Origin of the sequence: Arthrobacter sp. ISL-85 (assembly GCF_018613675.1) — a bacterium.
GTDB lineage: Bacteria > Actinomycetota > Actinomycetes > Actinomycetales > Micrococcaceae > Arthrobacter.
The window spans coordinates 1-23,610 of the sequence record NZ_JAGGPQ010000027.1; the positions used below are offsets into that span (position 1 = coordinate 1).

Genomic DNA, 23,610 nt, shown 5'->3' on the forward strand with positions numbered 1-23,610 from the left:
GAGAGGCCCACAGCGAGACCACTGGGGTGATAGGCCGGATGTGGAAGCGAGGACTAACGACTCGTGAAGCTGACCGGTACTAATAGGCCGATAACTTACACCACACAGATACATACAAACTCTGCTTGCGTCCACTATGTGGTTCCCAACCAACAACCCCCAACACACGGGGGCCTGGTACGGAACCAACAACTGAATACACAACACCACAATGTTGTAACCACAAAGTTTCCCCACCCCAGCCCATGATGGCTGGCCGGTGCGGGGCAAGGGTTACGGCGGTCATAGCGTGGGGGAAACGCCCGGTCCCATTCCGAACCCGGAAGCTAAGACCCACAGCGCCGATGGTACTGCACCCGGGAGGGTGTGGGAGAGTAGGTCACCGCCGGAACAACTATTACGCAGGGCCCTGACAACGAACGTCAGGGCCCTACGACTTTAACCACACAAACCCAAGGCCGCCCCGGCGGGAGTCTCCAGAGCGTGACGGGGCATTGGAGGCCGGAAAGCCCGCCGGGCAGGTATTCTGCCGGCATGGAGTCTTGGCATCGCAACCGGCTTAGCATGAGGCAGGCTGAGCTCGTGGAGTCCTGGCTTCCCGGACTCCGCCTGCTGAACGATCTTTCCTGGAACATCGTGGATACCGCGGTACTCGAGGTTGAACATGAACGCCGCAGGTATATCGTCAAAGCCGCCGGGCCTTCCAGCCACCACCACATCGGGCGTGAAATCGAAGCCCATCAATCCTCGATCCGTGTCTTGGCCCGCAGGAACAGTGCACCCAATCTCATCCACTCGGACCGTGCCCTGAACCTCGTGGTCACCGAGTATCTGGAGGGCTGCCTTGTCGAGGGCACCGGAGCCGAATATGCGACTGATACGTACGTTCAGGCCGGGATTCTCCTTCGCGCATTTCACGAGCAGGCTGGGTACGCCGACCCCGACTATGAGGCGGTTGCCACAGCCAAAGCTGTGGCTTGGCTGGACACACCTCACCGCATTGAGGACCTGGTCACAAAAAGAGCCAGGGCCATCTTTGGCACCTATGAACCGGAACCGGTAATCGTCGTGCCGACCCACGGAGACTGGCAGCCGCGCAACTGGCTCATGCATGGGACGCAGCTAAGGATCATCGACTTTGGCAGGTACGCCCTAAGGCCGGCTGCCAGCGATTTCTGCCGCCTCGCCGTACAGCAATGGCGAGCGGCTCCCCAGTTGGAGCCAGCCTTTTTCGAGGGGTACGGTGCGGATCCCAGGGACAGTAAGGGCTGGAAGGTGATGCTGCTACGGGAAGCAGTGTCCACTGCTGCATGGGCATACCAGGTTGGCGACCAAAAGTTCGAGAAACAAGGCCACCGGATGCTCCGTGACGCCCTGGCCAGTTTCTGAAGTCTCCGCTGCAGTCAGCATTGGGTCAAGGCCACTCACGCATGTTAGCCGCCCTGCGCAACCCGGCCAGATCGTCGTGAGCGTAGGCGGGGCGCAAACTGTGCCCCATTCAATAGCCCTTAATTGCGTGCCCGGATTGTTGAACAATCTGGACTTTTAGGGCATCCTTAAAGGACACCAATCCGAGACGGAGATCACAATGTCCAGCATCGACCTGAACAGCGACGTCGGCGAGTCCTTTGGGAACTGGTCCTTCGGCGATGACGCCGCCATTTTTGAGAGTGTCTCCAGCGCCAACGTGGCCTGCGGCTTCCACGCGGGTGATCCCGTGGGCATCATGGCCACGTGCCTGGCCGCGGTGAAGGCCGGCGTCACGGTCGGCGCCCACCCCGGCTACCGCGACCTGGCCGGATTCGGCCGCCGCTTCGTGGACATGACGCCGGAGGAGCTGACGGCAGACGTGGTCTACCAGATAGGCGCAGTCCAGGCAGTGGCCCTCGCTGCCGGAACGGCCGTCCGCTACGTCAAGCCCCACGGCGCCCTCTACAACACGATCGTGAACCACCCCAAGCAGGCCGGCGCCGTGGTTGCCGCCATCCTCGCTGTGGACCCCACCCTGCCCCTTATGGTGCTCCCGAACTCCGAAATCCAGCGCCAGGCGGAAGCCGCGGGACTCCGGACCGTTGCCGAGGCATTCGCGGACCGCGCCTACAACCCGGACGGGACCCTGGTGTCCCGGCGCGAACCCGGCGCCGTCCTGCACGAGGTGGAGGACGTCGTCGAGCACGTCCTGCGGTTGGCCGTAGACGGTGTGGTCCGGGCCATCGACGGCTCCCTGGTCCCGGTCAAGGCCGAGAGTATCTGCCTGCACGGTGACACTCCCGGATCGGTGGCGATGGCTGCGGCCGTCCGCGCCGCACTGGTTGACGCCGGCATCCAGATCCAGAGCTTCGCGTAGCCATGACCACGCAGCAGCACGCAACCTGGACAACCGCGCACGCTGGCCTGACCGGGATCAGAGCCGCCGGTGACCGGGCCATTCTGGTGGAGCTGCCGTCCCTGGACGCCGTCCTCAGCCTCCAGGCGCAGCTCACCGCACATCCGCAGCCGGGCCAAACTGACGTCATCGCGGCCTCACGCACGGTCCTCATCACGGCGGAATCGCCCCAAGCGGTGCAAGCCCTGGCCGCGTACGTCCGGAGCCTGGACCTGGACGCGCCTGCGGAAACCGAGAGCACGCTGGTGACCATCGATGTGGTGTACGACGGCGAGGACCTGGATGAGGTGGCGGCCCTCACCGGTTTGGACCCTGAAGGAGTGGTGGCAGCGCACGCGGGCCAGCTCTGGACCGCGGCCTTTGCCGGTTTCGCTCCAGGCTTCGCCTACCTCACGGGGCAGGATTCACGTCTCGAGGTCCCGCGCCGCCGCTCGCCGCGCACGGCCGTCCCCGCTGGAGCTGTTGCCTTGGGCGGCGCCTACTCCGCGGTCTACCCGCGGCAGTCGCCGGGCGGCTGGCAACTGATCGGCCGGACCGATGCAGCAATGTGGGACCTCGGCCGCGACAGCCCCGCACTGATCCGCCCCGGCGACACCGTCCGGTTCAACGCCATCCGTGCCCAGGCCTCGGTGACGCACCGGGAGCAGGCAAGTACCAGCAAGAACCCGGTAGGAGAGCACCCCACCGAGGGCCTTGTGGTCCGCAAGCCGGGACTTCAGTCCACCATCCAGGACCTTGGCCGCCCGGGTTTCGCAGCGCTCGGCGTCAGCAGCGCCGGCGCCATGGACCGCGGAGCGCTTCGCCGCGCCAACCGCCTGGTGGGCAACGGCGAGGACGCCGCCGGGATGGAACTCCTCTTCGGCGGACTCGAACTTGTTGCCCTCAGCGACCAGGTCCTCGCCGTCACCGGAGCAGCCGTTCCGCTGGAGATTACGCCCCCCGAAGAAGAACGGAGTCCGGAAGAACAGCGGACGACGGCGGGGCGCCACCCGGTGTGCGACGCCCCCTTCGCGCTACTGGCAGGGGAGAAGCTCACTGTAGGAAAGCCCACGGCTGGACTCCGGTCCTACGTAGGTGTCCGCGGCGGGCTTGGCGGACCCGAGGCCCTGGGCAGCCGGTCCACCGACACCATGTCCGGCATCGGCCCCGAACCGCTTCAGGCCAGCACCATCCTTTCGGTACGAACCCCCAAACCCGGTAGCGTCGTGGGCCACCCTGAGATGTCGCCCCTCCCGGACCAGGACGTAGCCACCGTGCTGCGCGTGGTCCCCGGACCCCGGCAGGACTGGTTCAGCCCCGAAACACTACAGAACTTCCTGTCCCAGGAGTGGACCGTCACGCCCCAGTCGAACCGGATCGGGCTGAGACTCAACGGCCTTGCACTCACCCGCAGCCGGGACGGCGAATTGGCCAGCGAAGGAACCGTCCGCGGCGCAGTGCAGGTGCCCCCGGAAGGCCAGCCCGTCCTGTTCCTCTCCGACCACCCGGTGACCGGCGGGTACCCGGTGATTGCCGTCGTCGTCCACGCCGACCTGGACAAAGCCGCCCAACTTCCCCCGGGCACCGCTGTGCGCTTCACCGCCGCAGCGCCTCCGGCAGAACTGCCCGAAACACCTAAGGAAAGCTCCCATGCGTAAAGTCCTCATTGCCAACCGTGGCGAGATTGCCGTCCGGATCGCCCGCGCCTGCGACGATGCAGGCCTGGACAGCGTCGCCGTCTACGCCGATCCCGACGCCGATGCGCTGCACGTCTCCGCAGCCACCGAGGCGTACTCGCTGCCTGGGTCCAGGCCCCAGGAGACCTACCTGGCCATCGACAAGATCCTCGCCATCGCCGCGAAAAGCGGCGCCGACGCCGTCCACCCCGGCTACGGCTTCCTGTCCGAGAACGCCGGCTTCGCACAGGCAGTCATCGACGCCGGCCTGACCTGGATCGGCCCCTCCCCGGAGACCATCCGGCTCCTGGGCGACAAGGTCAGTGCCCGCGAAGTGGCCGTACGCGCCGGCGCCCCGCTGGCCCCGGGCAGCGACGGTCCGGTGGCCAGCGCCGCCGAGGTCCGCGCGTTCGCCGAGCAGGTGGGCCTCCCCGTCGCCATCAAGGCTGCCTTCGGCGGCGGCGGCCGCGGCCTGAAAGTGGTCCGGAACCAGGCCGACATCGAGGAAAGCTTCGACTCGGCGGTACGCGAATCCCTGGCCGCCTTCGGCCGCAGCGAGTGCTACGTGGAGAAGTTCCTGGACCGGCCCCGCCACGTGGAGGCCCAGGTCATCGCGGATACGCACGGCAACGTGGTGGTGGTGGGCACCCGCGACTGCTCCCTGCAGCGCCGCCACCAGAAACTGGTGGAGGAGGCCCCCGCGCCCTTCCTCACTCCGGAGCAGCGCGCCGCCATCCATGCCTCGGCGAAGGCCATCTGCCGCGAAGCCGGCTACGTGGGCGCCGGCACCGTGGAGTACCTGCTGGACGGCTCTGGTTTCCTGAGCTTCCTGGAGGTAAACACCCGGCTGCAGGTGGAGCACCCCATCACGGAAGAGACCTCGGGCGTGGACCTGGTGGCCGCCCAGCTGGCGATCGCGGCGGGGGAGAAGCTTCCCATTTTGGAGGACCCCGAACCGCGCGGCCACGCGTTCGAGTTCCGGATCAACGCCGAGGACCCAGGCCGCGGCTTCCTGCCGTCCCCGGGCTCCGTCACCGAGTTCGAGGTCCCAACCGGGTCCGGGATCCGCGTGGACACCGGTGTCCGGGCGGGTTCAGTGGTGCCGGGGCAGTTCGACTCCCTGCTCGCCAAGCTGGTGGTCACCGGCGCCGACCGGCAGCAGGCCCTCCGACGCGCCCGCCGCGCCCTGCGCGAGTTCCGCATCGGCGGGCTGGCCACCGTGCTGCCGTTCCACCGGGCCGTTGTGGAAGCACCGGACTTCATCCGCGCTGACGGGCTGGACATCTACACCACGTGGATCGAGAGCGAGTTCGCCACGGTACTGGAGGCGGACCCTGCCTTCAGCCCCGCCGCTCCGGAGGAGCCCCGCCGGACCATCGGCATCGAGGTGGACGGCAAGCGGATGGAACTGGGACTGCCCAAGGCCCTGCTTGATTCATTGCTCGACGGCGGGGGCCGGCGCGGTGCGGACGTTCCGGACATCCAGGCTGAGACCCAGGCAGAAAAGAACGACGGCGACCTGCTGGCCACGATGGCCGGCACCGTGGTCAAGTGGCTGGCTCAGCCCGGGGCCCCGGTCGAGGAGGGCGAAACAGTCCTGGTGCTCGAAGCCATGAAGATGGAGACGGCTGTCGCCGCCCACCGCGCGGGCACGCTCGGTGAGCAGTTCGCTGCGGCGGGGGACGCCGTCGCTCCCGGCCAGGTGCTTACCAGCATCGCGTAAACCGGGCTGCCGGCACGTTGTCACAGGTCCGGGCCGATATCGTGGTGCCATGACGTTTGACGAGGTGCTGGCCGATCTCCAGGCCCAGGCCAGGACCACAAAACACGCCGAAACCGGGCTTTGGGTGGCAGCCCAGCTCCGCAGCCGCATTGAGGCCGGCAAGCTCAAGCCCGGCTCCAAGCTCGCAGAGGAAGCCCTCCGCGAGGCCCTCGGCGTATCCCGCAACACCCTGCGGGAAGCCTTCACCGCGCTTCACGCGGAGCACATCGTCACCAGGATCCCCAACCGCGGCGTGTTCGTTGCCCATCCCACGCCGGATGACATCCGCGAGATCTACCGCGTCCGCCGCTTCCTGGAACCCGCGGCGGTGCTGTGGTCAGGCGACACCTCCATCGAGCCGCTGCCGGCCATCATCAAGGCCGCCAGAACCGCCGCCGCGGAGGGGGACATTCCCGGCATGGCCGGCGCCAACCAGCACTTCCACCGTGCCATCGTGGACCGCGCCGGGAGCGAACGGCTCAACAGCCTCATGGACCAGGTCCTGGCCGAAATGCGCCTGGTGTTCCACTCCATGGCCGCCAACCCTGCGTTCCATGAGCCCTATGTGGAGGACAACGCCCGGATCGTGGAGCTCCTGGAGGCCGGGGACAAAGCCGCGGCAGCGGACTTCCTGGCCACTTACCTGGACCGCGCGGAATCGCAGCTGCTGGACGCCGTCGGCCGCTGAGGCCAAGCCCTTCCCAACAAGGGGTTGCGGGATTGTTGAACAAAACGCTATGCTGTGGATCACACCGTTGTTCTGCAGCTCACTCAATCCTGCAGCTCTGACGTAACCGGGGCTCCCGCCCCTCGGCGCCGCCCAACCACTGAACCGGGGCACGGACGCGCCGGCCCCCACTTTGAAAGACCCGTCACGGGTCCCCTGGGAAGGGATAATCATGCTTGTACTCATTGGGGTGCTGCTGGTGATCGTTGGCTTCGCCATCCGCCTGAACCCCCTGATCGTCGTCACTGTCGCCGGCATCGTCACCGCACTGCTGGGCGGGATGAATCCCGCGCAGATCCTAGACTCATTCGGCACCGGCTTCGCCAGCAGCCGCTCGGTCACCATCTTCGTGGCCGTCCTGCCGGTGGTGGGCATCATTGAGTACTTCGGACTGCAGGAGCAGGCCAAGGTCCTCATCGGCCGCCTGGCCAAACTGACGGCAGGCCGCGTCCTGATTGGCTACCTGGCCGTCCGCCAGATCACCGCCGCCGTGGGCCTGAACAGCATCGGCGGCCACGCCCAGACCGTCCGCCCGCTGGTGTTCCCCATGGCCGAGGGTGCAGCGCTGCGCCGCTATGGGCACGTGCCGGAAAAGATCAGTGAGAAGATCAAGGGCCACTCCGCCGGCGCTGACAACGTAGGCGTGTTCTTCGGCGAGGACGTCTTCGTGGCCGTCGGCTCCATCCTGCTGATCACCACGTTCGTGGACACCACTTACCACCTGCACCTGGAGCCGCTCCAGCTGGCCCTCTGGGCCATCCCTACCGCCATCGCGGCCTTCCTCATCCACGGCTTCCGGCTCCTGCGCCTGGACAAGCAGCTGGACAAGGAATACCGCGAATATGAGCTCACCGCCCAGAAGGAAACCGCAGGAGAAGCCAAATGATCAACGTTGAAGCCGTCTACTGGCTGATTGGCATTCTGTTCGTCGCCTGGGCATCACTGATTGCCGCCGACAGCAACCACCCCCGACGTTGGGGCAGCTCTGCCTTTTGGGGCCTGCTGGGCCTGTGCTTCTTCTACAGCACCTGGGTCCAGGCCGGCACCGCGCCGGGCTGGATCCTGGGCGTCGCTGTCCTGGTCCTGGTAGTGCTGGCCTCCACCGGCCTGCTGGGCCACGGCAAGCACCGCACCTCCACCGGCCCCGAGCGCGAGGCCTTCGCGAAGCGCTTCGGCAACAAGCTCTTCATCCCGGCCCTGACGCTGCCGCTGGTCACCGTGATCCTGGTCCTCGTCGCGCCCGTGCTGAACATCGGCGGCACCCCGCTGCTCGACCCCAAGAACACCACGCTGGTAGCCCTGGCCATCGGCGCTGTGGCCGCCGTCGTCGTCGCCCTCCTGATCCTCAAGCCCAAGAACCCGGCGACGCCCATCTTCGAAAGCCGCCGCATCCTCGAGTCCATCGGCTGGGCCGCGCTGTTGCCGCAGATGCTCACCACGCTGGGCATCCTCTTCACCAAGGCCGGCGTGGGCACCGCCGTCGGCACGCTGGCCTCCGGGCTGCTGCCCAAGGGCTCGCTGATCGCCGGCGTCCTGGTGTACTGCATTGGCATGTTCCTGTTCACCGTGCTGATGGGCAACGGCTTCGCAGCGTTCCCCATCATGACAGCCGCCATCGGCTGGCCGGTGCTGGTGCAGACGTTCCACGGAGACCCCGCCATCATCTTCGCCATTGGCATGCTGGCCGGCTTCTGCGGCACGCTTTGCACGCCCATGGCCGCCAACTTCAACCTGGTGCCGTCCGCGCTGCTGGAAATGAAGAACAAGTACGGCGTCATCACGGCGCAGGTGGGCACAGCCATCCCGCTGCTGGCGGTCAACATCGCGCTGATGTACTTCCTGGCCTTCCACTAAACCCCTTCGCAAAGGAGCACCATGGACAACGATCTTCGCGCACAGGCGGCACCGGACTACGCGGCCGTGGTGCTGGGCAACCTTTCCGAGCCTTTCCCGCACTCGGCCCACCACACCCAGGCTTCCGCCGACGACCGACCCACCCCGGAGCAGATCCACCCTGCCTTCTACACCTCCTTCGACTGGCACTCCTGCGTGCACATGCACTGGCTCGGAGTCAGCCTGCTGGCTAGTACTGCCGGGTCGCCTTTGGAAGCGTCCGACGGCGGCACGGCGGCGTGGGTGGATGCCCCCACCGCTGCGTCACTCCGGGAAGCACTGGGCGCCAACCTGACCACCGCCAAGCTGGCGGTGGAGCGGGACTACCTGATGGCCAACCCCTCCTGGGAGCGGCCGTACGGCTGGGCGTGGCTGATGCGGCTGGCGGCCACCTGTTCAGCGTCCTCCGATGCGCAGATCCGTGAATGGGGCACTGCCCTGGAGCCGCTGGTGGATGCCGTGGCGGAGCTCAGCGTGGCGTGGATGGCCAAAGCGCAGTACCCCGTCCGGCATGGGCTGCACACCAACGCCGCCTTCGGCGTGGGCTACATGCTGGATGCCTTCCGGTCACTGGGCCGGGATGATGCCGCGAAGGCGTGCGAAGAAGCAGTTCTCGGCTGGTTCGGCAACGACCGCGGCTGGCCGGGCGACTGGGAAATCAGTGGCCAGGACTTCCTCTCTGCCGGCCTGAGCGAGGCGGACCTGATGCGGCGCATCCTGTCAGCCGACGAGTTCGCCGCCTGGTTCGCGGACTTCCTGCCCGGGCTCTCGACGGAGTCGCGGATCCTGCAGCCGGTGAGCGTGACCGATGAGACCGACGGGTACCTGGTGCACCTGCACGGGCTCAACCTGACCCGCGCCGGGCAGGTGGCGCGCATCATTACCGCTCTCCGCGGATCTGGCAGCGTCGAAGCCTCGGCCGCCGTGGCCGTGCTGTCGGAGGCACTGGATCCGCTGCTCAAGGCCGGGCTCTCCGGCTTGGAAAGCGGCGACTTCATGTCCACCCACTGGCTGGCCAGCTTCGCCTGGGACGCGCTGGGATCGGTTGCGGCGCTGGACTGAGCCGGCCACCAATTCGCGGGATGAACCAGTCACACTCGGTTTGAACGGACGCGGCGGTGCCCATATGGGCGCCGCCGCGTTAGTCTTTTCCCACCACGCCCCAGTGCGTGACCTGGGAGCAGCGGGCAGGGTTGTAATGAGCTGACCGTCCGCCCGCGAGCCCGAGGAAAGCCGATGCCCCAGCACATCACCACCTGCCCGTCTGGCCCTGCCGCAGCAGGGCAAACCGCCACGCTGAAGCCCAGGAGGAAACGGACCAGGCACCCACGGATCGCCGTCGGGGACAGGGTCCGCTTCGCCGAGGGAACCCTGGCCGGGACCGGCGTGGTGGACGCTGTGACGTCCGACTACTCCATCATTTGGGTCTGGGCCGACGAAGGCCAGGGCCGCCGCATGTTCCTGCAGGGGTACGGAAGCATTGTCACCCCGCTGGTTTAGGTTCGACGGCGGCCAGGCGGCGGCCGGTCACTTTACCCATTGCTGACCTCCTCCGGCCAGTACTGCTGAACGGACGCCGCCCCTCTGGATCCCCCAATCCGTCCTTGCCCGCCCAGTCTAACGGCGTGCCTCAGGGCCTTGTGGCCTCCTCGAGGATTTCCAGCAGGTGGCGGTAGGAGTGGCCGGTCGCCTTGGACATTCCCAGCTCGCAGGTGCGGTTGGTCGAGGCGTAGGCATCGAACTCCCGCTCGTTGATCTCGCGGGCCTGCCGGTCCGTCGCCGAATCCGTCAGTTCCGGATGGAGCAGGCCGCGGTCGCCCGCGAACGCGCAGCAACCCCAGCTGGGCGGGACGAACACATCATCCGTGACGGCCCCGGCGATCCCGAGCAGGGCCGGGTTTGTTCCCAGCTGCGTGGATGAGCAGGTGGGGTGCAGGGCGACGGAACCCAGCGGGGCAGTTACCGTGAGCTTGCCCAGGACGTGCTGGTGCACGAACTCCACCGAGTCAACAAAGCGCAGTCCCGCGTACCGCTCTCCGTCCGCAGCTGCAAGGCGCTTCATGGTGTCCAGGCCTTCGGTGCAGGAGGCGGCATCGCACACCACGGGCAGCTCGCCCCGGCCGCTGGCCTCGTACAGCCGGTCCAGGACCTTGGCACTCATGGCGTCGTAGCCCTGGGAAAAGCCCTTGGACTTCCACGGCGTGCCGCAGCACAGGCTCTCGATGCCTTCGGGAACGGTGATGGGCACGCCGGCGCGTTCGCAGAGTTCCAGGAACGCCTGGGCCGAGCCCTTCGCAGCGCCCCCTGCAGCATCCGCCGGGCCGAACATGGTGCCGATGCAGGCGGGGAAGAACACCGCGATGCTGTCCGGGTCCCGCCGTGCGCTGCGCCTGGAACCACCGCCGGGCAAGGCGGCGGTATAGGCGGGCACTGCCTCCGGTCCCAGCAAGGCACGGCCGACGGCGGTTGCGGCCTTTGGCAGCACAGTTGGCATGGCCTTGGCTACAGTTAGGGCCAGCCCGCCGGCGGCGGTCACGGTGCCCCAGTTTTCAGCGGCCTTGTTCCAACCGGCCGCGGCGACGGTGTTGGCATTTTCCTTACGCAGCCGACGTACCAGGTCTCCGGTGTTAATCAGCACCGGGCAGGCGGTGACGCACATGCCGTCCGCCGCGCAGGTCTGCACGCCGTCGTAGTCGTAGTCCTTGCGCAGGTTGGCGGCGAGGGCGTCATCACCACGTTGCTCAGCGGCAGCAATGTCGCGCCGAAGCACGATGCGTTGCCGGGGAGTAAGCGTGATGTCCTTGCTGGGGCAGACCGGTTCGCAGTACCCGCACTCCACGCACCGGTCCACTTCCTCCTCGACGGTGGGAGCCACTTTCAGGTTGTCGATGTAGGAGAGCGGCTCATCGGCGAGCAGCACACCCGGGTTCATGAGGTTGGGCAAGTCGATCAGCCGCTTGATCTCCTGCATGACTTCATAGAGTTCGTCGCCGTACTGGCGGCGGACGAAGGGCGCCATGATGCGGCCGGTCCCGTGCTCGGCCTTGAGCGAGCCGCCCGCGCCGAGGACCAGATCCACCATCTCGTCGGTGAAGGCCTGGTACCGCGACAGTTGGGCCGGATCGTCGAAACGCTCGTTGAGCATGAAGTGGACGTTCCCGTCCTTGGCGTGCCCGAAGATCACGGATTCCTCGTAGCGGTGCTCGCGGAAGAGCCGCGTCAGTTCGGCGCAGGTGCCTGCAAGGGCCGGTACCGGGACCACGATGTCCTCCAGCAGCGCGTTCGTTCCCGAGGGGCGGGCGCCGGCCACGGTGGTGTAAAGACCTTTGCGCACGTGCCATAGGGCAGCCCGGTCTTTCGGGTCCGCAGTCAGCGCAAAGGGTGCGGCCAGGTCCAGGGAGTCGAACAGCTGCTGCGAGCCTGCCCGCTTGCCGGACAGCTCCGCCGCGTCCGCGCCCTGGTGTTCAACCAGCAGCGCGGTGTGCCCCTGGACCGGCAGCGTCCGGAGGGCTGCGGGGGCGTCGGCGGCCACCTGGGCCACCTTCAACGCCGCCGCGTCCATGAGTTCGATTGTTGCAAGGCCGGTGGCGACCAGATCCGGCAGGGCTGCCGTCGCCGCGTCGAGGGTGTTGAAGACCAGCAGCCCGGTGGCGACGGCCGGTTTGACCTCGACGGTCCGGAAAACCGCCTCGGCCACGAAGCCGAGGGTTCCCTCGCTGCCGATCATGAGGTGCATCAGGATGTCCACGGGGCGTTCGTAGTCCAGGAAGGAGTTCACGCCGTAGCCCATGGTGTTCTTCATCGAGAACAGCGAACGGATGATGCGGACCGACTCGTCGTTTCCCACCACCCGGCGGCGCAGCCTCAGCAGCCCTTCATGGAGTTCCGGTTCCATTGCACGCAGCCGGTTGTCCGCGTCGGCGTCCGCGGTGTCGATGACCGTCCCCGAGGGCAGCACCAGCACCATTGATTCCAGCGTCCGGTACGTGTTGAACTCGGTGCCGCACGCCATCCCGGAGGAGTTGTTGGCGATGACACCGCCCACGGTGCAGGCGATCTCGCTGGCCGGATCCGGGCCGAGTTTACGGCCAAAGGGGGTGAGCCGGGCGTTGACGCTGCGCACCGTGGCGCCGGGCTGGACGCGTACCCGGGCGCCGCCGTCGAGGACCTCGATGCCCCGGAAATGCTGGCGGGTGTTGATCAGCAGGCTGTCACTCAGGGCCTGGCCCGAGAGGCTTGTGCCGCCGGACCTGAAGGTGGCGGGAATCCCGAGCTCCCTGCTGCGCCGCAGCAGGGCACCGACGTCGGCGGCATCGCGCGGGGCGGCTACTCCCTGCGGGACCAGGAGGTAATGCGAGGCATCGTGTGCCATCGCATGGCGGTCCAGGTCCCGCGTGCTGACGGTATCGAGGCCCAGCTGGTCGATGGGTGTTTCGGCTCCTGCCGTTGTGGTTGGCATGCGTGTAACTCCAAAAATTTAGGTAACGGTGCGGGGCTGGGGCGCGCTAACGTCCCCGGCCCGCTGGTAGAACCATTCGATGTGCTCGCGCAGCAGGCGTGCGGCGAGTTCGCCGTCCCGGGACTGGACGGCATCAAAGATTCCGTGGTGTTGGGTGCGCAGGACTTCCAGGACGGCCGGCCAGTCCTCCATCGCGTCCATGGCTCCCTTGACGTAGCCGATGATCGAAACGCTGAGGGACTCCATGATGGTCGCCATCACTTCGTTGCCCGCGAGCGAACTCAGCGCCACATGGAACCTGGCGTCCAGCTCGTGGAAGGTTGCGCGGTCCAACCCGGGGTGGTCCATGGCCTCCAGCAGCTGGGCGGCTTGTTTCCGCTCCGCGGCGCCGTCTTCGCGCGCCGCGCCGGCCCGGGCAGTCCAGGTTTCCAGGAGGATACGGGTTTGGACGATGTCCTCGACCGGCAGGCGGCTGCTGGCGACGTGCAGCCGGAGGGCTGACGAGAGCCCGGCGGACGGATCGGAAACAACGATGGCACCGGAGGTGGGTCCAGAGCCCACCGAACTGCGGACCACGCCCATGGCGTCGAGGACACGGATTGCCTCGCGGACGGACGCCCTGGAGATTCCGTAATTCTCCGCCAGGGTCCGTTCGCCCGGGAGCCGGTCGCCGACCTTGATCCTGCCGGCCCGCAGGTCCGCTTCAATGTCTTTCAGCAGCGCGTCATGGGTTCGACGGCGGGGGGCTGCTCCGGCTGCGGCGGTTGTCACGGGCGATCCTCTGGGGTGGGGGAGTGCGGGCCGGGTGGCCCGCACGCCGGGTTTAGCGCGGGCAGTGGGCTAGGGGAGCATCCAGCCCAGGACTGGGGTGGACTGCAGGTAGACGATGGTGCACAGCACCACCAGCAACCCCACGCTCCATCCGACAACCTTACGCAGGAGCACCGACTCCTGGCCGTCAAGGTTGACGGCGGTGGCGGCAATGGCAAGGTTTTGCGGGCTGATCAGTTTGCCCACCACCCCGCCGGCGGTGTTGCCGGCCACGAGCAGGTTCGGGTCGATGCCTGCATTCACGCCGGCGGTCTGCTGCAGCTTGGCAAACAGGGCGTTCGCCGAGGTGTCCGAACCTGTCACTGCCGTGCCCAGCCAGCCGAGCACGGGGGAGAGGAACGCGAAGAAGCTTCCGGTGCCGGCAAGCCAGACGCCGATCGAGACCGTCTGGCCGGAGTTGTTCATGACGTAGGCAAGGGCAAGCACCGTGATGATGGTGAGGCCGGCCCAGCGCATCTTGATGATGGTCCGCCCGATTTCGGCCACGGCGTCGCCAACGGTCATGTGGAAGCGGCCGCGGTCATCGAAGCGGGCGTAGGTGATCGCCACAATCAAACCTGTAATCAGCAGGAGCGTGCCGGGGCTGGACAGCCACTGGAAGACGTAGACGGTGGAGGACAGCGGCTTGCCGTCGGCACCCACCAGGGCGTCGTGGAGGACCGGCCACGGGACCTTGATATCGGTGGCGGCAAGGGCCGCGGGAAGGTCGACGCCGAGCTTCCAGAGTTTGGCGATACCGAACACCACGATGACGAGGAAGTAGGGAAACAGTGCGAGCCAGGTCCGTGCGGGGGTGAGGCGTTCGCCGTCGGCAGCCTCAACGGTGGCCACGCTGCCTTCGCCGGCGCTTCGCGTGCCCGGCTTTCCCGGCGTGGCGCCGGCGGCGACGGCCTCCACGGCCACGCCCAGCCGGTCGCGGGCCGCCGTGGTGCCCTTGGGCTTCCACAGGCGGAAGAACAGGACAGCCGCGCCCAGGCCCACCAGCGAGGCCATGATGTCTGTGAGTTCGTAGGAGAAGAAGTTGGAGCAGAGGAACTGCGCTGCGGCGAAGGAGAATCCGACCACCAAAGCGGCAGGCCAGCAGTCCTTCAAGCCTTTGCGGCCGTCCAGGATGAAGAGCAGGATCAGCGGGACGAAGGTTGCCAGCAGCGGCGCCTGGCGGCCCACCATGGCGCCGATGTCCGTCGCGTGCAGGCCGGTGAGGCCGGCAGCGGTAGTGATCGGGATGGCCATGGCACCAAAGGCGACCGGAGCGGTGTTGGCCACCAGCACGGCGGCAGCGGCGCGCAGCGGGGGAAGGCCGAGCGCCAGCAGCATGGTGGCGGTGATGGCCACCGGTGCGCCGAACCCGGCAAGGGCCTCAAGCAGCCCGCCGAAGCAGAACGCAATCAAGACACCCTGCAGGCGGACGTCGCCGCCGCCGATGACATCGAAGACCCGGCGGAGATCCTCGAAGCGGCCGCTGAGCACCGTCACCTGGTAGAGCCAGACGGCCATGACCACGATCCACAGCACGGGGAAGGCGCCGAATACCCCGCCCTGGGTTGCGGACAGGAGCGCCAGGCCGGCCGGCATCTTGAACGCCAGGATGCCCACAACCAGGGCTACCAGCAGGGCAAACCCTCCGGCCACGTGGGCCTTGGTCTTGGCGATGGCGAGAAGGAGAAAGAAGGTCAGCAGCGGCAGCAGGGCAATGATGGCCGACCAGGCGACGCTGTTCAGCACCGGGTCGGTGCTGGGGGTGAAGTGGTCCACGGAGTTCCTCCACGATGAGGGCGATGGGGATGGCTTTGGTCAGACCACAATGGTCCGACCACGGAAGTGTAGCCCACATTGCGGTGGTGTTGTGAGCCGCTTCACCATCAGCCCCGGGGTTGTACGTGGCAGCCGTCACGTGGTCTACTGTGGTCAGACCATACGCATAACCCCCCATTCCCGGAAGGCTGCCATGAGAATTGCCTTGTTCGCCACGTGCATTGTGGACGCGATGTACCCGGCCACGGCGAAGGCCACCGTCAAGATCCTGGAGCGCTTGGGACACGAAGTAGTGTTCCCGTCCGGGCAGGCCTGCTGTGGCCAGATGCACGTCAACAGCGGCTACCTCAAAGAAGCCGTCCCCGTGGTGGCCAATCACGTGGCAGCCTTCGACACCGGGGATTACGACGTCGCCGTTGGCCCCTCCGGCTCCTGCGTTGCCTCCGTCAAGCACCAGCACCCCATGGTGGCCCGCTCGTGCGGAGACACGGCGCTCGAAGCCCGCGCCACCGCCGTCGGCGCCAAAACCTACGAACTGTCCGAACTGCTGGTGGACGTACTGGGCGTGACCGACGCCGGCGCCCAACTGGGCTCCTACTTCCCGCACCGGGTCACCTACCACCCCAGCTGCCACGGCATGCGCCTGCTCCGGCTCGGGGACAGGCAGTCCCGCCTGCTCCGGACCGTGCACGGGATTGACCTCGCCGACCTGCCCGAGGCGGACCAGTGCTGCGGCTTCGGCGGCACGTTCTCCATGAAGAACGCCGATGTTTCCTCGGCCATGCTCCAGGACAAGGCGGCCAACGTCGAGGCCACCGGCGCCGAACTCTGCACCGGCGGGGACGCCTCCTGCCTGATGCACATCGGCGGCGGCCTGTCCCGCCAGGGCAGCGCCACCACCACCCTCCACCTGGCTGAAATCCTCGCCAGCACCACGGAAGAGCCGGCGTCCGTCACCGGCGACGTCCGCGTCTCTGCCGGAAAGGCCCTCCGATGACCACCTTTTTGGGAATGCCCGCCCTCCCGGCATTCGGCTCGGGCAACCTGTTCGCAGGCGAGTCCTTCCCCAAGGCGGCCCACCGCGAACTGGGGAACGCCCAGCTGCGCGCCAACCTGGGCCACGCCACCCACACCATCCGCGACAAGCGCCAGGCCGTGGTCTCCGAACTGCCCGACTGGGAGCAGCTGCGAGACGCCGGATCGGCCATCAAGGAGTCGGTGATGGCCAGGCTGCCCGACCTGTTGGAGGAGTTCGAAAAGAACTTCACTGCACGCGGCGGCGTGATCCACTGGGCCCGCGATGCCAGGGAGGCCAATGAAATCGTGGCCGGGCTGGTCCGGGACACCGGCGAAACCGAAGTGGTCAAGGTCAAGTCCATGGCCACCCAGGAGATCGGCCTCAACGAGTACCTCGAGGAGCAGGGAATCGCGGCCTTCGAAACGGATCTCGCCGAGCTCATCGTCCAGCTGGACCACGACAAGCCCAGCCACATCCTTGTTCCGGCCATCCACAAGAACCGCACCGAAATCCGGGACATTTTCCTCCGCGAAATGCCGGACGCCGACCCGGCGCTCACCGACGACCCGTCTGTCCTGGCCATGGCGGCCCGCGAGCACCTGCGCCGCAAGTTCCTCACCGCCAAGGTGGCAGTGTCCGGGGCCAACTTCGCCCTGGCCGATTCCGGCACCTTGGCCGTGGTCGAATCCGAGGGCAACGGCCGCATGTGCCTCACCCTGCCGGAGACGCTGATCACCGTGATGGGCATCGAGAAGCTGCTGCCCACCTGGCAGGACCTGGAAGTGTTCATGCAACTGCTCCCGCGTTCCTCGACGGGTGAGCGAATGAATCCGTACACCTCGCTGTGGACCGGCGTCACGGAGGGGGACGGGCCGCAGAACGTGCACCTGGTGCTCCTGGACAACGGCCGCAGCGCCGCGCTCGCAGATGAGATGGGCCGCTCCGCGCTGCACTGCATCCGCTGCAGCGCCTGCATGAACGTCTGCCCCGTGTACGAGCGGACGGGCGGCCACGCCTACGGCTCCACCTATCCCGGCCCCATCGGCGCCATTCTCTCCCCGCTGCTGACCGGCATCCAGGCGGAGGAAAACAATTCCCTGCCGTATGCCTCCTCCCTGTGCGGGGCCTGCTACGACGCCTGCCCGGTGAAGATCAACATCCCGGACATCCTGGTGCACCTGCGCAGCGTCGACGTGGACAGCACGCGCGGGACGAAGAAGGTCCCCAGCCAGATGGACGTGGGCATGAAGGCGGCGTCCTGGGTGCTGTCCTCCGGCAAGCGCCTGGGCCTGGTGGAAAAGGGACTGCCGCTGGGACGCCTGGCCGCCGGGCCGGACCGGAAGATCACCAAGCTGCCGGGCATCGCGGGCGGCTGGACGCAAAGCCGCGACATCCCGGCGCCCCCGGCGCAGTCCTTCCGGGACTGGTGGGCCAAGGAGCACCGGGACGCCGGCAACGCCCCGGCCCAACCGGATACTGAACAGCCAGGCACGCCGTCACGAGACGAAAAGGAAGCCCAGCAATGAGTGCACGCGAAGACATCCTCTCGCGGATCCGAACCGCGCTGCAGGACAGCCCCCAGGCGCCGCAGATCCCCCGGGAATACCGGTCGGCATCGGGCATGGGCGCAGACGAGCTGATCGACCTCCTGGTGGACCGGCTGGTGGACTACAAGGCGCAGGTGGCCGTGGTGCCGGAAGCTGAGGTGCCTGCCCGGATCGCGTCGCTCCTTGAGGGGACGGGGACCTACGCGGTGCCCGAAGGGCTCGACGCCGGCTGGCTGGCAGGGATGGACGACGGCGACGGCGGCTCCCGCCGTCGGGTGGACTCTCCGGCCCAGCCGCTCAGCGTCGCTGAGCTCGACGGCATCGACGCCGTGGTCACCGGCAGCGCCGTGGCCGTGGCCGAGACGGGAACCATCATCCTGGACGGCAGCGCCAACCAGGGCCGCCGGGCCATCAGCCTGGTCCCGGACCACCATATCTGCGTGGTGAAGGCTGCGGACATTACCGGCATCCTGCCCGAGGCGCTGCGCCGGATCGACGGGACCCGGCCCATCACCATGATCAGCGGGCCCAGTGCCACCAGCGACATCGAGCTTGAACGCGTGGAGGGGGTTCACGGCCCGCGCAGGCTTGACGTCATCATTGCCCGCTAAAGTTCTGCCATGACCACTGCTGCTCTACGGCCTGTCTACTTCCTGTCAGACAGCACCGGCATCACCGCGGAAACCCTTGGGAATACGCTGCTGACGCAGTTCCCCGTGGACAACTTCGACCGCGTCACCATCCCCTTCATCACCACCGAGGAACAGGCGCGGTCCGTGGTGCGGACCATCGACGGCCTGGCCGCCACCGGGCCGCAGCCACTGGTCTTTTCCACCGCAGTCAGCAGCGACATACGCCAGATCCTGGCAGGCTGCAAGGGCGTCATCGTGGACCTGATCGGCACGCATGTGGGCGTCCTGGAACAGGCGCTGGGTGCGCCGGCCAGCGGCGAGCCGGGGAGGGCGCACGGGCTGGGGAACGCCGCGCGCTACCAGTCCCGGATGGCGGCGGTGGAGTATGCGATGGAGCACGACGACGGCCAGAGCCTGCGTGCGCTGGAGAAGGCCCAGGTGATCCTGGTGGCCCCGTCCCGCTGCGGGAAGACCCCAACCACCATGTACCTGGCCCTCCAGCACGGAATCTTCGCCGCCAACTTCCCGCTGGTGGACGAGGACTTCCAGCGGGACGGGCTGCCCAAGCCGCTGCAGCCGTTCGTGTCGAAGTGTTTCGGCCTGTCCTCCAACCCGCTTCGGCTCAGCCAGATCCGCACCGAACGGCGGCCCAGCTCCCCGTATGCGTCGCTGCGGCAGTGCGGGTTTGAGCTGCGCAGCGCGGAACAGCTGTATGTCTCGCACCGCATCCCGTACCTGAACTCGGCCACCGTCTCCGTGGAGGAAATGGCGGCCACCATCCTGCAACGGATGAACCTCAAGCATTAGCCCGCAATTTCACAAACGTGGCATAGCGCACATCAAGTGGAAACTCCGGGAAAGACCTGAAACTGTTGTCACGGTCTTCCTTCCGGCTCGCCACTACCGTGGCCGGCCAGCAATGCCTACGCCACCCTCTGCAAAGGAGCAGTAAACATGACGACAGACGTTCTGTGGTTCTCTGAACTTGGACTCAAGGACCTGGACAAGGTGGGCGGCAAGAACGCCTCCCTGGGCGAGATGGTGCAGAACCTGACCTCCGCCGGCGTCCAGGTCCCGGACGGTTTCGCCACCACGGCGGACGCGTACCGCCGCTTCCTGTCCGACTCCGGCCTGGACCAGAAGATTGCCGACCGGCTGGTGGGCCTGGACACGGACGACGTGACGGCACTGGCCGCGGCCGGCCAGGAAATCCGGGCCCTGGTCCGGGAGACCCCCTTCCTGCCCGACTTCGAGGCGCAGGTCCGCGAGGCGTACCAGCAGCTGGTGGACAAGCACGCCGGCTCCGCTGACCTGTCCTGGGCGGTCCGGTCCAGTGCCACTGCCGAGGACCTGCCCGATGCCTCCTTCGCCGGGCAGCAGGAAACCTTCCTGAACGTCCGCGGGATCGGAAACATCCTGCAGGCCATCAAGGACGTCTTCGCCTCGCTCTACAACGACCGCGCCATCGCCTACCGGGTGCACCACAAGTTCGAGCACGCCGAGGTGGCACTCTCTGCAGGCATCCAGCGCATGGTGCGTTCCGACGTCGGCGCTTCCGGCGTCATGTTCACCATGGACACCGAGTCCGGCTTCCAGGACGCCGTGTTCGTCACCTCGTCCTACGGGCTGGGCGAGGCCGTGGTGCAGGGTGCGGTGAACCCGGATGAGTTCTACGTGTACAAGCCCGCCCTGGAGGCCGGCCGCCCGGCGATCCTCAAGCGGGGCCTGGGCGAGAAGGCCCTGCAGATGACGTACACCAACAACAGCGAGATCGGCCGCACCATCGACTTCGTGCCGGTGGAGGAGTCCCAGCGCGCCCGCTTCAGCCTGACGGACGACGACGTGGAGCAGCTTGCGCGGCACGCCGTCGCCATCGAGAAGCACTACGGCCGCCCCATGGACATTGAGTGGGGCAAGGACGGGACCGACGGCCGCCTGTACATCCTTCAGGCCCGGCCGGAAACCGTGCAGTCCCGCCGGGCCCCCGGCAGCACGAGCCGGTTCCGCCTGAACGCCGCCGGCCCGGTGCTGGTGGAGGGCCGTGCCATTGGCCAGCGGATCGGTGCCGGCAGGGTCCGGATCCTTACCGCCATCGACCAGATGGCCGCCTTCCAGACCGGTGACGTCCTGGTGGCAGACATGACGGACCCCGACTGGGAACCGATCATGAAGCGTGCCTCGGCCATCGTCACCAACCGCGGCGGGCGCACCTGCCACGCCGCCATCATCGCCCGTGAACTGGGGATCCCCGCCGTCGTAGGCACCGGCACCGCGACTGATGCCCTGTCCGACGGCCAGGAAGTCACCGTGTCCTGTGCCGACGGGGAGACCGGCCTGATCTACGAAGGGCTCCTCGACTTCACGGTGGAGGAAACCGAAGTCACCCAGCTTCCCGAGGCCCCGGTCAAGGTCATGATGAACGTGGGCACCCCGGAGCAGGCGTTCACGTTTGCGCAGCTGCCCAACCACGGCGTGGGCCTGGCGCGGCTGGAATTCATCATCAACCGCCAGATCGGCATCCACCCCAAGGCCCTGCTGAACCTGGACGAGCAGCCGGCGGACGTGGCCGTGGAAATCCGCGAGCGCATCGCGGCCTACGACAGCCCGCGGGAGTACTACGTCAAACGCCTGGCCGAGGGCGTTGCCACCATCGCCGCGGCTTTCGCACCGAATCCGGTGATTGTGCGCATGTCCGACTTCAAGTCGAACGAGTACGCCAACCTCATCGGCGGGCCCGCCTATGAGCCGCACGAAGAAAACCCGATGCTGGGCTTCCGCGGCGCCTCACGGTACCTGGACCCGTCCTTCCGCGACTGCTTCGACCTCGAGTGCGAGGCCCTGTCCTTCGTCCGCAACGAGATGGGCCTGACCAACGTCAAGCTGATGATTCCTTTCGTGCGGACCCTGGACGAGGCCCGCGGCGTCATCGAACTGCTGGGCGAGAACGGACTGAAACGCGGCGAAAACGGCCTCGAGGTGATCATGATGTGCGAGATCCCGTCCAACGCCCTGCTCGCCGACGACTTCCTGGAATACTTCGACGGCTTCTCCATCGGCTCCAACGACATGACCCAGCTCTCCCTGGGCCTGGACCGGGATTCGGCCATCATCTCCGGCGGATTCGACGAGCGCGACCCCGCCGTCAAGAAGCTCCTCACCATGGCCATCAAGGCCTGCAAGGAGAACGGAAAGTACGTGGGCATCTGCGGCCAGGGCCCCAGCGACCACCCGGACTTCGCCGAGTGGCTGGTGGGGGAGGGCATCGATTCGGTCTCCCTGAACCCCGACACCGTCGTGGACACCTGGCTCCGGCTTGCCGGGGCGTCGGAGGATGCTGCGAACGGCGACGCGAACAGTGCGGCGGTTGCCGCCGTCGGCTCCTAGCCAGTAGCCTGCCGGGTTTCCCTGGGGCGGGTCCGTCGTGGCTGAAAGGCCACGCCGGACCCGCCCTTTCGCGTACGCCTGAGAGGCTGGGGGCTGCCGAGGTCCTCACCGCCTCAGTCCGCGCTCTCCTCCGTAAGGATCTGCTCGCGCAGGATGTCGGCGTGGCCGCAGTGCTGGGCCAGTTCCCGCAGCATATGCAGGTAGACCCAGCGAAGCGGGACCGGTCCCCGCCGGTTGCCGCTCACCACATCGTCCAGGCTGAACGGGCAGGCCGCGGCCCGGGACTTCGCGCAGGCTTCCCGGTGGGCAGACCGGACGGAGTCGATCGTGTCGCCGCCGTCCAGGATGAATGATTCGTCCGGTGTGGCCGGAATGCCGATCTCGCTGCGCGGACGGCCGGTGATGGCCTCATCGAACCAGACCTTCTCCACGAAGGTGCCATGTTTCACCAGACCCAGCAGCGTGGTCCGGGAGGGAACCAGCCGGCGGCGGGCCTGTTCCTCGGTGAGCCCGTCCAGGCAATCGTTGAGCGTGGCCCGGTGCTCGTCCAGGAAGAACTCGAACTGGACACGCTCAGGTTCGTTGATGACGTCGTCCATGGAGTGGAAGTGGGATGCCATACGCAGACCCTAGCAAGCCGGCACGGATGCACAACGGCTGGTCACCGTCGCGGTTCCGGGGGCCGCCGGTGCCGGTGGTGGAGTTCGTAGTGGTCGAACACGTCGGAGGAGGTGTCTCCCACGTGGCCGAACTTGCCGCGCAGCACCTCGGCCAGGTCATCCAGCGCCGCGTACAACATCCGCCCGGCAAACCGTAGTTCGGCGTTGTCGCTGACTTGGGCCTCCGACGCCAGCTGGTGGGCGTAGGCGACGGTGGCGGGAAGGGATCCGCGCTGCTCCACCTCGTGGAAGTAGTAGGTCTCGTGGAAGGACAGGAGGTCGATGCTGACGGACGCCACGTTTTCGGCCATCGATTCCAGCAGCCCTGCCGCATGCCGGGCGTCCAGGGAGGCGATGCCGGTGGGCCCTGCCGCCTCCCGGAACAGGTTGAGCTGGTGGGCAAGAGCCCGCCGGCGGCTCAGCGCCGGGTAGGTCTGCAGGATCCAGGAAACCGTGGCGGTCAGGAGGCCAAAACCCGCCACGGCCTGGAAGGCCATCACCAACCGGAGGACCGGATGGATGGCCACAATCTCGCCGAATCCCGCGGTGGAAAGGGCCACCAGCGAGATGTAGAGCGCTTCCGCGAAGTCGGCCTGCCGGGGGACATTGGTCGAGTACGCGAACCCATCCGGCAGGTGGGGGAGGTACAGCAGCGCCCAACCCACGGCTGCCAGGGCGGCCCACGCGGCGATGACAGCAGCCATGGCCAGCGGCGCGGTGATGGAGGAGGCTCCGCCCCTGACCTTCCTGGACAGCAGCCAGAACCCGCGCATGATGGTCCGGCCCACGGGACCCGAGCCATGCGGATAAAGCAGGGTGTGGAAGACGTCGGCGATCATCAGCAGAATCAGTGCGGCGCCAGCCACCGTCAAGAGCGCGCCCTCGAAGTCCATGCCTCATCT

The 23,610-nt window shown here is 67.1% G+C and carries 19 protein-coding genes and 1 rRNA gene; 15 read left to right on the forward strand and 5 right to left on the reverse strand.

Annotated elements, in window-relative coordinates; genetic code table 11:
• Window positions 1-274: 274 nt before the first annotated feature.
• From rrf to J7I84_RS19525, 10 genes are all read left to right on the forward strand, one after another.
• Window positions 275-391, forward strand: a 5S ribosomal RNA gene (gene rrf, locus J7I84_RS19480).
• A gap of 143 nt (window positions 392-534) precedes the next feature.
• Window positions 535-1,389, forward strand: coding sequence for a phosphotransferase (locus J7I84_RS19485; RefSeq protein ID WP_214946168.1), 855 nt, complete (start codon window positions 535-537; stop codon window positions 1,387-1,389).
• Between the two features lie 199 nt (window positions 1,390-1,588).
• Window positions 1,589-2,347, forward strand: a complete 759-nt coding sequence (locus J7I84_RS19490) for a LamB/YcsF family protein (RefSeq protein WP_214946169.1) — start codon at window positions 1,589-1,591, stop codon at window positions 2,345-2,347.
• Window positions 2,348-2,349: 2 nt separating this feature from the next.
• Window positions 2,350-4,023 carry a 5-oxoprolinase/urea amidolyase family protein gene (locus J7I84_RS19495; protein WP_214946170.1) on the forward strand — a complete coding sequence of 558 codons (1,674 nt, stop codon included), beginning with the start codon at window positions 2,350-2,352 and terminating at the stop codon, window positions 4,021-4,023.
• Window positions 4,016-5,764: a biotin carboxylase N-terminal domain-containing protein gene (locus J7I84_RS19500; protein WP_214946171.1), complete on the forward strand. Its 1,749-nt coding sequence runs from the start codon at window positions 4,016-4,018 to the stop codon at window positions 5,762-5,764. Before J7I84_RS19495 ends, J7I84_RS19500 begins: the two co-directional genes overlap by 8 nt.
• 49 nt (window positions 5,765-5,813) lie before the next feature.
• On the forward strand, window positions 5,814-6,491 hold the full coding sequence (locus tag J7I84_RS19505; protein WP_214946172.1) for a GntR family transcriptional regulator: 678 nt from the start codon (window positions 5,814-5,816) through the stop codon (window positions 6,489-6,491).
• Window positions 6,492-6,702: 211 nt separating this feature from the next.
• On the forward strand, window positions 6,703-7,416 hold the full coding sequence (locus tag J7I84_RS19510) for a DUF969 domain-containing protein (protein WP_159632746.1): 714 nt from the start codon (window positions 6,703-6,705) through the stop codon (window positions 7,414-7,416).
• Complete coding sequence (locus J7I84_RS19515; RefSeq protein ID WP_214946173.1) at window positions 7,413-8,384, forward strand: DUF979 domain-containing protein; 972 nt, start codon at window positions 7,413-7,415, stop codon at window positions 8,382-8,384. Before J7I84_RS19510 ends, J7I84_RS19515 begins: the two co-directional genes overlap by 4 nt.
• 21 nt (window positions 8,385-8,405) lie before the next feature.
• Window positions 8,406-9,485 (forward strand): DUF2891 family protein, encoded by a 1,080-nt coding sequence (locus J7I84_RS19520; protein ID WP_214946174.1) that lies wholly within the window; start codon window positions 8,406-8,408, stop codon window positions 9,483-9,485.
• Between the two features lie 174 nt (window positions 9,486-9,659).
• Window positions 9,660-9,923 carry a hypothetical protein gene (locus tag J7I84_RS19525; protein WP_214946175.1) on the forward strand — a complete coding sequence of 88 codons (264 nt, stop codon included), beginning with the start codon at window positions 9,660-9,662 and terminating at the stop codon, window positions 9,921-9,923.
• Between the two features lie 130 nt (window positions 9,924-10,053).
• Here the strand turns inward: J7I84_RS19525 and J7I84_RS19530 are convergent, their stop codons facing one another.
• From J7I84_RS19530 to J7I84_RS19540, 3 genes are all read right to left on the reverse strand, one after another.
• Window positions 10,054-12,882 (reverse strand): FAD-binding and (Fe-S)-binding domain-containing protein, encoded by a 2,829-nt coding sequence (locus tag J7I84_RS19530; RefSeq protein ID WP_214946176.1) that lies wholly within the window; start codon window positions 12,880-12,882, stop codon window positions 10,054-10,056.
• A gap of 18 nt (window positions 12,883-12,900) precedes the next feature.
• Window positions 12,901-13,653, reverse strand: coding sequence for an FCD domain-containing protein (locus J7I84_RS19535; RefSeq protein WP_214946177.1), 753 nt, complete (start codon window positions 13,651-13,653; stop codon window positions 12,901-12,903).
• Between the two features lie 69 nt (window positions 13,654-13,722).
• Window positions 13,723-15,468: an L-lactate permease gene (locus J7I84_RS19540; protein WP_214946178.1), complete on the reverse strand. Its 1,746-nt coding sequence runs from the start codon at window positions 15,466-15,468 to the stop codon at window positions 13,723-13,725.
• Window positions 15,469-15,661: 193 nt separating this feature from the next.
• Between J7I84_RS19540 and J7I84_RS19545 the strand changes: the two genes are divergently transcribed.
• From J7I84_RS19545 to ppsA, 5 genes are all read left to right on the forward strand, one after another.
• Complete coding sequence (locus J7I84_RS19545) at window positions 15,662-16,465, forward strand: (Fe-S)-binding protein (protein WP_214946179.1); 804 nt, start codon at window positions 15,662-15,664, stop codon at window positions 16,463-16,465.
• Window positions 16,462-18,012: a LutB/LldF family L-lactate oxidation iron-sulfur protein gene (locus tag J7I84_RS19550; protein ID WP_214946180.1), complete on the forward strand. Its 1,551-nt coding sequence runs from the start codon at window positions 16,462-16,464 to the stop codon at window positions 18,010-18,012. The genes J7I84_RS19545 and J7I84_RS19550 overlap by 4 nt, the downstream gene beginning before the upstream one ends.
• Window positions 18,009-18,644, forward strand: coding sequence for a lactate utilization protein C (locus tag J7I84_RS19555; protein WP_214946181.1), 636 nt, complete (start codon window positions 18,009-18,011; stop codon window positions 18,642-18,644). The genes J7I84_RS19550 and J7I84_RS19555 overlap by 4 nt, the downstream gene beginning before the upstream one ends.
• Window positions 18,645-18,653: 9 nt before the next feature.
• The gene (locus tag J7I84_RS19560; protein ID WP_214946182.1) at window positions 18,654-19,472 is read left to right on the forward strand and encodes a pyruvate, water dikinase regulatory protein; all 819 of its coding nucleotides are present in this window, start codon (window positions 18,654-18,656) and stop codon (window positions 19,470-19,472) included.
• A gap of 147 nt (window positions 19,473-19,619) precedes the next feature.
• A complete protein-coding gene (ppsA, locus tag J7I84_RS19565; protein WP_214946183.1) occupies window positions 19,620-22,049 on the forward strand; it encodes a phosphoenolpyruvate synthase in 2,430 nt (809 codons plus the stop codon).
• A 113-nt stretch (window positions 22,050-22,162) separates the two neighbouring features.
• Here the strand turns inward: ppsA and J7I84_RS19570 are convergent, their stop codons facing one another.
• Window positions 22,163-22,669 (reverse strand): DinB family protein, encoded by a 507-nt coding sequence (locus tag J7I84_RS19570; RefSeq protein ID WP_214946184.1) that lies wholly within the window; start codon window positions 22,667-22,669, stop codon window positions 22,163-22,165.
• A 41-nt stretch (window positions 22,670-22,710) separates the two neighbouring features.
• Entirely contained in the window at window positions 22,711-23,601 is an 891-nt protein-coding gene (locus J7I84_RS19575) for a potassium channel family protein (protein ID WP_214946185.1), read from the reverse strand.
• Window positions 23,602-23,610 lie beyond the last annotated feature (9 nt).

Bases quoted from the DNA above. Each gene is read 5' to 3' on its own strand.
- J7I84_RS19550 (WP_214946180.1), top strand. From the start codon at position 16,462: ATGACCACCTTTTTGGGAATGCCCGCCCTCCCGGCATTCGGCTCGGGC.
- J7I84_RS19495 (WP_214946170.1), top strand. From the start codon at position 2,350: ATGACCACGCAGCAGCACGCAACCTGGACAACCGCGCACGCTGGCCTG.
- J7I84_RS19515 (WP_214946173.1), top strand. From the start codon at position 7,413: ATGATCAACGTTGAAGCCGTCTACTGGCTGATTGGCATTCTGTTCGTC.
- J7I84_RS19490 (WP_214946169.1), top strand. From the start codon at position 1,589: ATGTCCAGCATCGACCTGAACAGCGACGTCGGCGAGTCCTTTGGGAAC.
- J7I84_RS19525 (WP_214946175.1), top strand. From the start codon at position 9,660: ATGCCCCAGCACATCACCACCTGCCCGTCTGGCCCTGCCGCAGCAGGG.
- J7I84_RS19510 (WP_159632746.1), top strand. From the start codon at position 6,703: ATGCTTGTACTCATTGGGGTGCTGCTGGTGATCGTTGGCTTCGCCATC.
- J7I84_RS19505 (WP_214946172.1), top strand. From the start codon at position 5,814: ATGACGTTTGACGAGGTGCTGGCCGATCTCCAGGCCCAGGCCAGGACC.
- J7I84_RS19570 (WP_214946184.1), bottom strand. From the start codon at position 22,669: ATGGCATCCCACTTCCACTCCATGGACGACGTCATCAACGAACCTGAG.
- J7I84_RS19560 (WP_214946182.1), top strand. From the start codon at position 18,654: ATGACCACTGCTGCTCTACGGCCTGTCTACTTCCTGTCAGACAGCACC.
- J7I84_RS19500 (WP_214946171.1), top strand. From the start codon at position 4,016: ATGCGTAAAGTCCTCATTGCCAACCGTGGCGAGATTGCCGTCCGGATC.
- J7I84_RS19520 (WP_214946174.1), top strand. From the start codon at position 8,406: ATGGACAACGATCTTCGCGCACAGGCGGCACCGGACTACGCGGCCGTG.
- J7I84_RS19485 (WP_214946168.1), top strand. From the start codon at position 535: ATGGAGTCTTGGCATCGCAACCGGCTTAGCATGAGGCAGGCTGAGCTC.
- J7I84_RS19530 (WP_214946176.1), bottom strand. From the start codon at position 12,882: ATGCCAACCACAACGGCAGGAGCCGAAACACCCATCGACCAGCTGGGC.
- J7I84_RS19575 (WP_214946185.1), bottom strand. From the start codon at position 23,601: ATGGACTTCGAGGGCGCGCTCTTGACGGTGGCTGGCGCCGCACTGATT.
- J7I84_RS19555 (WP_214946181.1), top strand. From the start codon at position 18,009: ATGAGTGCACGCGAAGACATCCTCTCGCGGATCCGAACCGCGCTGCAG.
- J7I84_RS19545 (WP_214946179.1), top strand. From the start codon at position 15,662: ATGAGAATTGCCTTGTTCGCCACGTGCATTGTGGACGCGATGTACCCG.
- ppsA (WP_214946183.1), top strand. From the start codon at position 19,620: ATGACGACAGACGTTCTGTGGTTCTCTGAACTTGGACTCAAGGACCTG.